This is a genomic window from uncultured Campylobacter sp. (genome assembly GCF_938030785.1).
Classification (GTDB): domain Bacteria; phylum Campylobacterota; class Campylobacteria; order Campylobacterales; family Campylobacteraceae; genus Campylobacter_B.
This window is the reverse complement of sequence record NZ_CALHIK010000108.1, coordinates 1-11,987: the sequence shown is the minus strand read 5'-3', so window position 1 is coordinate 11,987 and position 11,987 is coordinate 1. Positions and strand designations below refer to the sequence as shown.

Genomic DNA, 11,987 nt, shown 5'->3' with positions numbered 1-11,987 from the left:
GCAAAATCCGCGCGCGCAAATCGTCCTTGACGTCGAGCCGCCGCACGAGGACGCGCCCAACCTCGCGCAGCGCCTGCGCCGGATAGAATTCTACGGCAGGCACGGCTTTCGGCGCTGCGGCAAGTTTTTCAACTATGCAGGCCTAAGCTTCGAGATCCTTGCCAAGCCGCCGCTAAGCGCGCCGCAGCAGGGATTTGACGTAGCGAGCTTCGTAAAATTTATCGGCGCAGGCAATAAATTTAGATTTAAAATCACCGACGCGCCGCTATATAAAAACTAATGCAAAAGCCCGAATTCAGCCTCATCTGCGACGATACATTTTATAGAATTTTCTCCGTAGCGATCCTTGCGTTTTTTTGCATTTTTATCTCTTTGGACATCGGCGGATCGGGGGAGCTGTTTTACACGGACAGCCCGCTACGCTCGCAGCAAGCCAAGCCCAGCCTGACGATCGTTTTTATGTTTTTAGAGTTACTTTATCTGCGAAGCGGCAGTAAAGAGGCGGCGCGCGTGGAATTTGACGGGCTTGAAATATCCTTTCGCAGAGGGCTAGACAAATACGATCTTATGCTTGGATGCGTCGATCTGATAGAGCCGTCGTTCGGCTTCGTGCGGACGTTTCGCGTGCCGTTTCTAAGCTACGAACGGTTTTTGAAACTGCAAGAAATTTTAAAATTCTTGCTTCTTTTCGCATACGTCGCGGGCGTGTTTTTGACGATCAAATTCGGCTTTGCCGAGGCTGCGATCTATGCAGCGGCGGGCATTTTTGCGATTTTGATCGCTTCAAAGCTCGTCGTCGCGCGAAGGCTAGACGGACGAGCGGGGCTACGACTGCGCGACTGCCTGCTACTGCGCGGCAAGGACGATACGGGCGCGGCGGTATTTTTTTGCATCCGTCCCAGCCGCGCCGAGCGCGAAGCTTTACGCATATATTTTTTGAAAAATTCCAGCTACGACATTAAGGCGTGAAATTTTTCGGTTTTCAGCGTAAAATTTAGACCCGCGGGGTAATCTGGCTACGGCTAAACGTAAACGAAGCACAAAGGCGGATGCTGCGCAAGTATTTCGCGGCGAGATTGAGGCTGGATTTCGAGCAAAATTCCGCCCGCGGCAATCGCAGATGAGATCGCTCGGTACCCGAAGCAGTCCTCTAAGCGGTCGCAGATAAACCGCTAGTGTCCGCTTACGGATAACCACTGCTCGTCTCGTCTCGACTCGCCTCGCCACAAGCGCCTCTGCAAATATCCTGCGCTCTTAAACGCGTCGAAAGCGAGACGGTGATAAAATGCGCTTCGTCAAAAATCATACCGAAAAGGAATTTTATGAGGGATTACGACAAAGAGCCGATCAAAATCATAGATAGAGCGGTTTACTTTCAAAACGATATAGTTCTTTTCCTTTCACTCGGTTGCCTATATAAAATATTCAATCTAGAAGTTACTCCGTTAAACTTGAAATTTTACACGCATTTTAGTGCCGATTTAGTTATGTTTATCGTAGTAGTTTTTTTATTGTTACCAGCTACATTACTTTGGCCTATTAAAAGAAAGGGCAGCCCCGCGTATTTTTTGTTGGAAAATAATAAAATTAGCTATATAAATGCTTTTGACGACAAACCGGGATCGTTAAATCAAGCGTTAAATAAATTTTATTTCGTAAAGAAAGAGGAAGTAATAAAAATTGGCAACGCCTGCGACGTGGATAAGGCGAGCTTTTGTGTTATATCGGAATTATATAATAGCTTCGGCAGATTCCACTATTTTACGTCATACGAGCTGTATAAAAAATCGTCCATAGGGGTTGCACATAGGAAAGGCTGTATTGTTTTTATATCATACGATAAATTTTATATTATTCATCTTGCCGTTTAAAATTTATATGCTGGTAAGAGCAACAGAACCTTTGGGCTTAATCCGCAAAAATATCGTGCTAAGATTTAAAAACAGAAATTATTTTCTTATAAATATATACTCCAGGCGGGATCTGGATGAGATATTAGAGTATTTTAAGCAAAAGGACGTCCAAGTTACAAATAAAACAGTCTTTATGCCGCAGGCGCAGAATAAAGGTTTATTTACCGACAAGAACGAAATTTGGAGCGACGACTTTAGCGATACGCAAATTCCAAAAGACACGTTTAAGCGAAAGCTTAGACGGTTTTTTAGCTTGGATTAGAGAGCGGAATTCCGCCCGTTTCAGCGTAAAATTTAGACCCGCGGGGTAGAATTACAAAAATTTTCACACGGAGTAAGCAATGAAAAAATTCCTTCTAGCCGCAATAGTTTGCGCGCTATTTAGCGGCTGCGCTCATGAGGCGCAATTCAATAAAAATGCAGACGTGGCGCCTTTTGACGACACAATCGGCGTCGATAACTCCATGCAAAGCGCCCTGATCTACATCCCAAGCGAGCTGATGGAAGTCAAAAAATATACCTCAAGCTCGCAGCTGGGTAGAGACGACGAGCTTAAAATGAGCGTCGGCGAGTTCGTAGGCGGCGAGGCAAAACGCTTCTTCGGCACCTATCTAAGGCGCGCCGAAGTAACGAGCGACGAAAAGGCGCTGCAAGGCAAGGGGCTAGTCATCAGCCCCGAGATCGGCTCGTTCGGCTTCGGCTTTTACAGCTCCGACGGCATCGACGTCTCCGCCAAGCCCTTCGTGCGCTACAATCTGCGCCTAAAAATGTTTAAAAACGGAAGGCAGATCTACAACCAAAACATCGCGGTAAACGAGCGCAACTACGGCGAGGAGGAGTTTTTCGGCAGCGGCAGCGGCTCATACGCGCAGATCGGCGGGATTTTTCAAAAGGCGATGGCGAACGACTACGCCGTGCACGCTAGAGAGATTTTGAGCGCAATCGACGCCGCGAAGTAAAATTTTAAATTCGCATCGGCTCGCTATTTGCTTCGGTGCGAGCGGTCGGTGCGGCGCTTTTTACGCGGGGTTCTTAGCGGTGCGTCACAAAACGGCGGCGTATCGCAAGGCGGCAGAGCAAATCTAAATTTAAAGCTCACGGGCGAGCGGAGCGAACCTAAATTTAAAGCCCGCCTGTGAGCCATGCGCTGTAATTTCGCAAAATTTTAAAAGCTGATCGACGCATCGGAATTTTGCGAAATTTTAAAGTCTGATCGATGCGCCAAAATACGGAACGTACAAATCTAAATTTTAGCCAAAATGCAAAGTATATCCGCGACAACGGCGCGCCCGTGTGGGACAAATCTAAATTTAAAAGCGCGAAGCGAGCCTAAATTTAAAACTCTAAAGCTCATTTAAAGGCTAAAAGCTCGCCCGTTTCGCTATCTTTCGTAAATTTTGCTACGATCTAAGCTCTAAGCAAGGCGGCGGACGATTTGCCGGCGGTCTTTTGCATTAGCGCTTATGTTTTGTGAGCATGCGTAGCAAGGCGGCAAAAATAACGCGAAATTTTAAAATTTAGGGTGCGGCAAAGCGGAATTTATCTTTGTAAATTTAAAGCATTCATTAATATTAATTTTTGTATCATTCTAAAAAATTTTGCAAGGAGATGAAATGAAAAAATTTCTACTACTTCCGCTTGTTTGCGGAGCGCTTTTTGCGGCACCAAGCTGCGATAATGTCCAACTCAAAGCCGCCGTAGAAGGTATCAATAAGAGTGCGCCGCTGAGAGTCGATGAGATTACCACTTTAACGGGCGCCGAGTGCAAAGACGGCACTTTTATCTACAACTACGAGCTAAACGACGGCATGGGGCTAAAATTTGACAGTATCAACGATACGCAAAAAAACGTAATGCAAAACGTCGTAGACAGCCAAAATAAACAGATTTTTTGCGAGAATATGAAGGTTATGCACTCCTTGATAAACGGCGCAGTGTGGGTCTATAAGCTAAAAAACGGCTCGGAATTTATGCGGGTGGAATTTAAACCTAGCGATTGCAACTAATTCAAATTCTAAAATTTCAAAATGCCCGTAAGCTTTGCGGGCATTTCCTCTATGGCTCTTCGCAGATTATCTTTCGCAGGCGTTTTTATCGAGCGCGATTTTTATCGGCGGCAAGCCCTCTATCTCGTAATTTAACACCATCGTTTTGCCTAGCTCCCGCAGGCGCTGCGAAAATTCCGCACTGCAAAAGCCGGCTTTCGCCTTGGCAAATAGCATCTCTTTTAAAATTTCCGCATCACCCGCATCCAGCGCGCTAAGATCTAAATTTGGCGAGCTATTTAGCGCGTAATCGTATATGAAGCTACCCTCTTCGCATGCGGCGCCTTTTAGGGTCGTAGCATCGTCGATCCTGCGCGGCGCGCCCTCGTTTATCCGCGCTAGCGCATCTCGCACCTGTTTACTTTCGCAGAAGTTTCGCTCTAGCTCGCCGCGTTGTTTCTCCGCATAAAATTCCATCGCCACATTTGCCAAAATTCCGATTCCAAGTAGCACTAGTAAAATTTTAATCGGCTTATTTAGCCGCGCGCTTAAGCTTTGCGCGTCCATCATCGCGCCCTTTCGCAGCACAGCAGCGTGTGTCCGACGCCGAGTCCGTCGTGAATTTGCGAAATTTTAAGCCCGGCGCGCTGCGCAAATTTAATCATATCGTCGGAGTGATAAATTTTGCTATTGCCGTTTGCCATCGCGGCGAAATACACGCTGATCTGCGTCATACTATACGCAGCGGTTTCGTAGCGCTGCCTATCCCAAAACGGTTCCAAAATATAAAGCCGCGTCTCCGCACTCATCGACTCCGCCGCACGCGAGAGGATACTTACGATCTGCTCCTCTGCAAAGCAGTCCAGAAACTGACTGAGCCAGATCGCGTCAAAGCCGCGCGGAAAGCGCGTAGCAGCATCTAGCAGATCGGCCGCAAGCCCCTCTATACGCTCAGCGCCCTGCGCGCCTGCGACGGCGTCTTTCATCAGCGCGATCTGCCCTGCAAGATCCATTATCGTGACGCGCACATTTTCGTCGTAACCTACGCACCGCTTAGCAAAGCGCCCCGTATTGCCACCTACGTCTAAAATTTTATCCGTCTTGCGCGAGAAAATGATCTTTAGTGCGGGCTCAAACGCCAAATCCGAATAAAAATGATCAAACGCGAGCCAGCTCTTGCGCACGTGCGGCGGCAGATGAGAAAGCGCCTCGTAGATCGTAGCCCACTGCCCAAAAACCTTTAGCCCCTCGGGTTTGCCCGATTTTAGCGTCTCTTCGAGCCTAAATAGACCCTTGTAGCACACATCGTGGATGAAGTCCATATCCACTCCCACCAGCTCGTCGGTAAGCAGAAAATACCCCGCCTTACTAAGCCGAAATTTCTCGCCGCACAGTAGCACCGTGCCGATGCTAAGCGAGCTTTCCAGAAGCAGCTTTACGGCGTATTCGCTAAGCGAGAGCTTCTTCGCGATCTCACTTATGCTTAGCCCGTCTCGTGCCTCATTAAGCGCACTTAAAATTCCAAATTTTTTCATCAGTCGCGAGACTTGAAAGACCACCGGCGCAAAGGCGATCTCATTCGCCGTCCGCTGCGCCTCGCCCGCGCTTTGGCGCTCCGCGGCGTAGCGGTCTAAAAGATGTTTGGGAAGTTTCATTTTCGATCCTGCTCGTGTAAATTTCGCAAAATTTTAGCAAAAAATTTTAATTTTTGCCACGCGGGATTTGGGATTTGCTTGCGTTTTTAAATTTAGCGGGCAAGCCAAAAAAACCAAAGCTGCACGAGCGGAACGATACCGAGCGAGTTTTAAATTTAGCGGATAAAATTTCAAAGCAGAGCTAAATTTTATGAAATTTTAGTTAAAATCACTCCTTAATTTCGCGCCAAAGCGAAAATCTAAATTTAGGAAAAGCCTTGAAACTTCAGATGTCCTTGATCTCCATCGCTTGCGTAGTTATTATCCTGGCGGGTCTTAAAGCCGCGCAGACCATCGTCGTGCCGTTTTTGCTGGCTATTTTTATCACCGTGCTGGTCTCGCCGCTGGTGTTATATGTGCAAAAACTCCGCGTCGGCCGCGTTTTTAGCTTCCTGCTCGTGACTTTCGCATTCGTAGCGATTATGGTTTTTTTCGGCTCAGTGATCTTTGACGCGATCAAGGAATTTTCGGCGCGCTTGCCGGAGCTTCAGGCTAAATTTAACGACGTCTTGCAAGGCATCAGCACGAGGCTTGTTCGCTTCGGCGTGGAGTTTGATGTCCAAGGACTAGGCGTCGATCCTAACGAGGTCGCGGCGCAAATCTCTACCCTGCTTCGCAAAACGGGCTCGATCGTCTCGACGGGATTTTTCATCTTCATAATGGTCTCGTTTATGGTTTTTGAAAGCTCTATGATGGACGAAAAGATCCGCTACTTTTCGCAGCGCAGCCACGCAACGCACACTTTCGTCAAAAAATTTGCTTCAAATTTGAAAAAATACCTTCTTATTAAAACCATTGCTTCGGCCTGCACGGGCGCGCTAATCGGGCTCGGACTATGGGCGCTCGGAGTTCCGTACGCCGCGCTGTGGGGGATTTTAGCCTTCGTGCTAAATTTTATCCCTACCATCGGCTCGATCGTAGCGGTCTTCCCGACGCTTTTTGTAACCCTTTCTACGATGGATATAAGCTACAGTGTCTGGACCATCGCGATATATCTAACCGTAAACGTCGCGATCGGCAACATCATCGAGCCGCGATTTTTAGGGCAAGGGCTAGGGCTTTCAACGATCAGCGTGCTCGCAGGGCTGCTGCTATGGGGCTTCGTGCTCGGCATCGGCGGGCTGTTTTTGGCGGTGCCTTTGACGATGAGCATTCAGATCGCGCTTGCCTCAAACGACAAAACGAAGTCTATCGCGACACTGCTCGGCAATAAAGTAGAAAAATAGTAAAGCTTTAAGGGCTTGAGCGCGCTCAAGAGTATTTTTGTCTCTTTTAGATAAAATCCGCCCAAAGGATCAAAGATGACGAGTGAAAAATTTATCTACGAAGTAACTACGGTAACGAAATTTATCCAAATTTACTGCGACGACAAGCACGCGGATGCGCCTAAAAAGGACGGTGCCGTGCTTCATAACTACAAAGACGACAAGGGGCTAGTCCAGACACAGTTTCATCTCTGCGCGGACTGCGAGCGGATGTTGCGCTACGCATACGCGCGCCTTGGTGCCTGTCCGCACACCGAAAAACCGCGCTGCCACCACTGCCCGCATCCGTGCTATGAGCGCGAAATGTGGACGAATATGGCTCGCATGATGAAATACAGCGGTATGAAGCTGGGGCTTACGAAGATCAAAAAGCTTTTCTCATTTAAAAAGAGCTGAAATTTTACTGCGCAAGATTCTTAAATAAATGGCTGCGAACTGAGAAAAAATTTTAAAACCCGCCTCCTCTCCGCGCCGCAAAATAGGCAAATTTAAAAGCGCTTGACCTAAAGCGGCTTTTAAATTTAGCCGGCTGCGCCCGATAACAAATAATTAAATTTGAGTTTATATTTTTCGGTTAGAATTTTTGCCGATATAAGGAGAGATCATGAAGGTTATTACTATCGCAATCGTTAACGGCAAGGTCGTAAACGAAAAAGAGCTGATCGCAGGCATCATCGACTACGACGATTTTACCGCAGTCGCCGAACAGCTCCGCAAAGCGCTGAAATCCTCTTATTTTACGGCCAACGAGCACGCTAGAATTTATAAAAAAATCAGCGCCGAGACGGGCTTTAGACGCGTGCGATTCGACTACAAACCGTATAAAGATAAAATTTCAAACCTCATCGCCCAAGGCTACACCGTCAAGGCGATCTTAAAAAAGATCGGCGAGGAGGACGAAGCGTTTAAAAACGCCGTCACCGCCGCAGGGCTTACGCACTTTATCTCCGTGACGTTCAAAGATGAAAAAACAAGACTTCGCGCAACCGCCAAAAAAAGCGAGGATTTCTTATACGCGTATCGCTTCGAGATCAAGAAAATGCACTTCCAAGGCGTTAGCAATAAAGAAATTTTAAAGTATATGAAATCTCACTACGAAAAAGATTTTGCAAAAGTAAGCGAGCGCGATCTTGCCGCTTTTATCGAGGCAAACGCCGTGCTTGATACCGACCGCAAACTCTCGCTGTATAAAAAGCCGAGCCTTTATGATCCGCATTTTAGCGAGATTATGAAGCTTTACGCAAGCGGCATGCGCGTCTATGACATATGGAAGACGCTTAAAGCCAAATACCCCGAGCTAGCCAAGCTTCAAGCGCCGAGCCTTTATCAGTTCATCGCAAACAACGCCCTTGGCAAAGCCAAATATATGCAAAAAGACTGATATGCCCGCGCTCTTTTCAAATTTTACTTTCAAATTTAAAATTTCGCCGCGATAAAGATCGATGAAAGCCGGTGAAATTTCGATGAAAACCTGCGTCATTCTCTGCGGCGGCAAAAGCTCGCGTTTCGGCAGCGACAAAACGCTGTTTCCATTCCGCGGGCATCCCAGCATGACGCACTTTCTTTTCTCGCGCCTAAGCCGCGAGTTTGAGCGGGTTTTCGCCTGCGCCAAAAGCTCTAAATTTAACCCGCCGCTTCCTATGATCTACGACGAATTTGAGGATTTTTCGCCGATGGGCGCGCTGTATTCGGCGCTGAAGCCATTTAGCAGAGAGCGCATTTTTATCATCCCCGCCGATATGCCTTTTATAGAAATTTCTACCATTCGCGCGCTTAGCGAGCAGGAGGGGCAAATTTGCGTAGCGGGCGATGACCTGCACAGACACAGCCTGTGCGGATTTTTTGACGCGGATCTCGCTCCGCGCGCGCTTGAGCTCTACCGCGCAGGAGAGCATAAGATCGGCGCGCTCATCGGATCTACAAATTCCAAAGTGCTAAATTTCAAAAACAAAGAGCAGTTTTTAAATATAAATTATCAAAACGATTTAAAGGGCGTAGATGAAATTTAAAGCTTTAGCGCTCGCACTTTGCGCCATGAGTCTAGCCGCGCAAGATCTCTCCGAACTATACGCAAAGGCCGGCGAATACGAGGCCAGGGGCGATTACAAAAACGCGATGATCTATTACAAAAAGATCGCCGCGGCAAGTCTAGCAGAAAGGGGCGAAAAGTCGCGCCGAAGAGTCGCAGAAAATTCTACCTCGTCCGCAGAAAACCGCGCTTCGCAAGATGATGCCGCCGTTTTAAACTCTGCGGTGCCGCAAAATTCTGTCGCAGTGAAACCCGTCGCGCTGGATTCCGCTGCATCAAATTTCGCAGACGCAGGCTCGGCTGCGTCGGGCTCCGCATCAAATTTAGCATCTAATTCCGCCTCGCTCTCGCAAAATTCCGCCGCGCCGGATTCCGTGCCGCAAGGCGAACAAAATGGCCGAAATTTTGGATTTTTGGGGCTTAAATACTACGAGCCGATCTATATGCTTTTCACCCACGATTTTAGCAAAAAGCCCGATCGCAAAGCGGATGAGCTGCATTTTGAGTTTAGCTTCGAGCGGCCGATAACATATGACGCGCTGGGGCTTGGAGAGAAAATTTCGTTTGCTTACGCGCAAAATTCCTGGTGGCAGATCACGCAGGATAGCGCCCCTTTCCGCGAAAGCAACTATCGCCCCGAGCTCTACGTTAGCGCGCCAGTGCCGTTTGCGGATGAGCTAAAGATCGGCGCCATGCACGAATCAAACGGCAAGGGCGGCGAGGAATCGCGCTCGTGGAATAGGCTCTACGCGCAAAGCACCTGGAGCGCGGACGGATTTTCGATCACCCCCAGAGCGTGGTATGCGTTTTGGCTGGACCGCACGAACGAGGACATCGCGGATTATATGGGCTACGGCGATCTGCGCGCATCATACACTTTCGGCAAGCAGCGACTTAGCGCTCTGTGGCGAAATAATCTGCATTTTGACGGCAGTAACCGCGGCGCGATCGAGCTAAACTACAGCTTCCCGATCTTTAACAGCGGATTTTACGGCTATCTGCGCTACTTCAATGGCTACGGCGAAAGCCTAGCAGACTATAAACGCAGCGTCAATAAGATCGGCATCGGGCTTTCATTCGTAGAATTTTAAGAAGCGGGCTTGGATCAAAAAGCCTGAAATTCTGCGGTGGAATTTTATCCACATAAAATATAAAATTCGCAGCTTTTTGCTCTGCTTCGCTAAATTTTAAAAAGCAAAATTTAGCAGCGCAAATCGCCTTAAATTTTGCGGACGGAATTTCGCCTACCGTACCAAATCCCCGCAGGTAGAATTTCTTAGAAATTAATATTCTTTTAGCTAGAATTACGGATTAAATTTCATCAAAGGATCAAGAAATGGCACAAATTCAAGAGGCCGAGCTCATCTGGAAAGACGGCAAGCTAATCCCATGGGCGGAGGCCACTACCCACGTTTTGACGCACTCTTTGCACTATGGAAACGCCGTATTTGAGGGCGTGCGCGCCTATAAAACCGACAAAGGCTACGCGATTTTCCGCTTGGACGAGCACACTCGCAGGCTTGAAATTTCGGCAAAACTCTGCCTAATCAAGCTTCCGTTTAGCTTCGAGCAGCTCCGTCAGGCACAGATCGACGTCGTCGCTAAAAACCGCTTCGATCAGACCGTCTATATCCGCCCGCTTGCATACTTCGGTTACGGTTCGATGGGCGTTTCGTCTACGAACTGCCCGGTAAACGTCATCGTCGCAGCGTGGCAATGGGGCGCGTATATGGGCGAGGAGGCGCTACGCAAGGGCATCAAAGCTAAAATTTCATCGTGGATGAAGCCCGCGCAATTTTCGATGATGGCAAAAGCCAAGGCAAGCGCGAATTATTTTAACTCGCAGATGGCAAATTTTGAGGCGGTTGACGCGGGATACGATGAGGCGATACTGCTCGATCCGCAAGGCTTCGTCGCAGAGGGGCCGGGCGAGTGCCTATTTATTGTAAAAGATGGGCTCATCATCACTCCGCCGAACGATACCAGCTTAGAGAGCATCACTCAAAACTCGGTCATCGAAATCGCGCGCAGCCTGAGCTACGAAGTCCGCAGAGAGCGCATCGCTCGCGATCAGCTCTATGCCGCGGACGAGGCGTTTTTCACCGGCACCGCCGCAGAGGTCACGCCGATTAGTAATATTGACGGCAGGATCATCGGTAAGGGTGAGATGGGCGAGATTACGAGCCGCTTGCAAAAGGCGTATTTCGCGGTAGTCACGGGCAAAGACCCTAAATTTGAGCACTGGCTCACATACGTTAAATAAGGACGCGCATGCCAGCGGATTTGAATGATTATTTTAATAAGAAAAACAGCGACAAAAAAGGCGGGAATTTAAATTTTAAAATTCCTAATTTCGGAGGGATGGGCAAGTTTAGCGGCGTGTTTTACGTGATAATCGCACTAATCGCGCTGCTCGTGATCGCAAAGCCTTTCGTCACGATCCAATCGGGCGAGGTGGGGATCAAATCAAATTTAGGCAAATACGATCCGACGCCTCTTGGCGCGGGACTTCACTTTTTCGTGCCGTTCATACAGGACGTATTCGTCGTAGATACTCGCACGCGTATCATCAACTACACCAGCAGCGAAGATATGAGCGCGGGTATCGCCACTAAAAGCGGTACCGCGGGCGGTATCATCAGCAAAAACTCGCTCTCGGTGCTAGACTCGCGAAATTTACCCGTCAGCATCGACATCACCGTGCAATACAGGCTCAATGAAGCCACGGCGCCCAACACGATCGCCGAGTGGGGCTTTTTATGGGAGGATAAGATCATCGATCCGCGCGTAAAGGACGTCGTGCGTAGCGTCATCGGCAACTATGCCGCCGAAGAGCTGCCTACCAAACGCGACAAGATCGCTAAAGCGATCGACGACGGCATCCGCAAAAATATCGAATCGTTGTCTAATTCGCCAGTGGATCTGCTAGCCGTGCAGCTTCGCGAGATCATTCTGCCCGCAAAGGTAAAGGAGCAGATCGAGCGCGTGCAGATCGCCAAACAGGAGGCTGAGCGCACTAAATACGAGGTCGAGCGCGCAAATCAAGAGGCGCTTAAAAAAGCTGCTCTTGCCAAAGGTAACGCAGACGCCGTCAAAATCGA

General features: G+C 48.6%; 15 protein-coding genes. 13 read left to right on the top strand and 2 right to left on the bottom strand.

Features of this window, described 5'->3' with window-relative positions; all coding sequences use genetic code 11:
- The 6 genes from Q0438_RS06140 to Q0438_RS06115 form a co-directional block, all read left to right on the top strand.
- Positions 1-280, top strand: a 280-nt coding sequence (locus Q0438_RS06140) for a hypothetical protein (protein ID WP_299188623.1), incomplete at its 5' end; no start/stop codon positions are given.
- Positions 280-969, top strand: coding sequence for a hypothetical protein (locus tag Q0438_RS06135; RefSeq protein WP_299188620.1), 690 nt, complete (start codon positions 280-282; stop codon positions 967-969). The genes Q0438_RS06140 and Q0438_RS06135, both read left to right, overlap by 1 nt.
- Positions 970-1,322: 353 nt before the next feature.
- Complete coding sequence (locus Q0438_RS06130; RefSeq protein WP_299188617.1) at positions 1,323-1,871, top strand: hypothetical protein; 549 nt, start codon at positions 1,323-1,325, stop codon at positions 1,869-1,871.
- Entirely contained in the window at positions 1,822-2,175 is a 354-nt protein-coding gene (locus tag Q0438_RS06125; protein WP_299188615.1) for a hypothetical protein, read from the top strand. The genes Q0438_RS06130 and Q0438_RS06125 overlap by 50 nt, the downstream gene beginning before the upstream one ends.
- Before the next feature lie 79 nt (positions 2,176-2,254).
- Positions 2,255-2,872 (top strand): hypothetical protein, encoded by a 618-nt coding sequence (locus Q0438_RS06120; protein WP_299188612.1) that lies wholly within the window; start codon positions 2,255-2,257, stop codon positions 2,870-2,872.
- A gap of 654 nt (positions 2,873-3,526) precedes the next feature.
- A complete protein-coding gene (locus tag Q0438_RS06115) occupies positions 3,527-3,919 on the top strand; it encodes a hypothetical protein (protein ID WP_299188609.1) in 393 nt (130 codons plus the stop codon).
- 66 nt (positions 3,920-3,985) lie between these two features.
- On the opposite strand, the gene Q0438_RS06110 is transcribed toward Q0438_RS06115, so the two are convergent.
- Positions 3,986-4,468 carry a hypothetical protein gene (locus Q0438_RS06110; RefSeq protein ID WP_299188607.1) on the bottom strand — a complete coding sequence of 161 codons (483 nt, stop codon included), beginning with the start codon at positions 4,466-4,468 and terminating at the stop codon, positions 3,986-3,988.
- Positions 4,465-5,553 (bottom strand): methyltransferase, encoded by a 1,089-nt coding sequence (locus tag Q0438_RS06105; protein WP_299188605.1) that lies wholly within the window; start codon positions 5,551-5,553, stop codon positions 4,465-4,467. Before Q0438_RS06105 ends, Q0438_RS06110 begins: the two co-directional genes overlap by 4 nt.
- Before the next feature lie 257 nt (positions 5,554-5,810).
- On the opposite strand from Q0438_RS06105, the gene Q0438_RS06100 reads away from it, so the two are divergent.
- The 7 genes from Q0438_RS06100 to Q0438_RS06070 form a co-directional block, all read left to right on the top strand.
- Entirely contained in the window at positions 5,811-6,818 is a 1,008-nt protein-coding gene (locus Q0438_RS06100) for an AI-2E family transporter (protein WP_299188602.1), read from the top strand.
- A gap of 75 nt (positions 6,819-6,893) precedes the next feature.
- On the top strand, positions 6,894-7,253 hold the full coding sequence (locus Q0438_RS06095) for a nitrous oxide-stimulated promoter family protein (protein ID WP_299188600.1): 360 nt from the start codon (positions 6,894-6,896) through the stop codon (positions 7,251-7,253).
- A 208-nt stretch (positions 7,254-7,461) separates the two neighbouring features.
- A complete protein-coding gene (locus Q0438_RS06090; protein ID WP_299188597.1) occupies positions 7,462-8,238 on the top strand; it encodes a hypothetical protein in 777 nt (258 codons plus the stop codon).
- A 61-nt stretch (positions 8,239-8,299) separates the two neighbouring features.
- Positions 8,300-8,866 carry a molybdenum cofactor guanylyltransferase gene (locus Q0438_RS06085; protein ID WP_299188595.1) on the top strand — a complete coding sequence of 189 codons (567 nt, stop codon included), beginning with the start codon at positions 8,300-8,302 and terminating at the stop codon, positions 8,864-8,866.
- Entirely contained in the window at positions 8,856-9,977 is a 1,122-nt protein-coding gene (locus Q0438_RS06080; protein WP_299188592.1) for a phospholipase A, read from the top strand. Before Q0438_RS06085 ends, Q0438_RS06080 begins: the two co-directional genes overlap by 11 nt.
- 245 nt (positions 9,978-10,222) lie before the next feature.
- Complete coding sequence (locus tag Q0438_RS06075) at positions 10,223-11,149, top strand: branched-chain amino acid transaminase (RefSeq protein ID WP_299188590.1); 927 nt, start codon at positions 10,223-10,225, stop codon at positions 11,147-11,149.
- Between the two features lie 8 nt (positions 11,150-11,157).
- A partial coding sequence (locus Q0438_RS06070) for a prohibitin family protein (RefSeq protein WP_299188587.1) occupies positions 11,158-11,987 on the top strand: 830 nt, incomplete at its 3' end.

Bases quoted from the DNA above. Each gene is read 5' to 3' on its own strand.
- Q0438_RS06090 (WP_299188597.1), top strand. From the start codon at position 7,462: ATGAAGGTTATTACTATCGCAATCGTTAACGGCAAGGTCGTAAACGAA.
- Q0438_RS06115 (WP_299188609.1), top strand. From the start codon at position 3,527: ATGAAAAAATTTCTACTACTTCCGCTTGTTTGCGGAGCGCTTTTTGCG.
- Q0438_RS06110 (WP_299188607.1), bottom strand. From the start codon at position 4,468: ATGATGGACGCGCAAAGCTTAAGCGCGCGGCTAAATAAGCCGATTAAA.
- Q0438_RS06085 (WP_299188595.1), top strand. From the start codon at position 8,300: ATGAAAGCCGGTGAAATTTCGATGAAAACCTGCGTCATTCTCTGCGGC.
- Q0438_RS06120 (WP_299188612.1), top strand. From the start codon at position 2,255: ATGAAAAAATTCCTTCTAGCCGCAATAGTTTGCGCGCTATTTAGCGGC.
- Q0438_RS06105 (WP_299188605.1), bottom strand. From the start codon at position 5,553: ATGAAACTTCCCAAACATCTTTTAGACCGCTACGCCGCGGAGCGCCAA.
- Q0438_RS06075 (WP_299188590.1), top strand. From the start codon at position 10,223: ATGGCACAAATTCAAGAGGCCGAGCTCATCTGGAAAGACGGCAAGCTA.
- Q0438_RS06135 (WP_299188620.1), top strand. From the start codon at position 280: ATGCAAAAGCCCGAATTCAGCCTCATCTGCGACGATACATTTTATAGA.
- Q0438_RS06080 (WP_299188592.1), top strand. From the start codon at position 8,856: ATGAAATTTAAAGCTTTAGCGCTCGCACTTTGCGCCATGAGTCTAGCC.
- Q0438_RS06130 (WP_299188617.1), top strand. From the start codon at position 1,323: ATGAGGGATTACGACAAAGAGCCGATCAAAATCATAGATAGAGCGGTT.
- Q0438_RS06095 (WP_299188600.1), top strand. From the start codon at position 6,894: ATGACGAGTGAAAAATTTATCTACGAAGTAACTACGGTAACGAAATTT.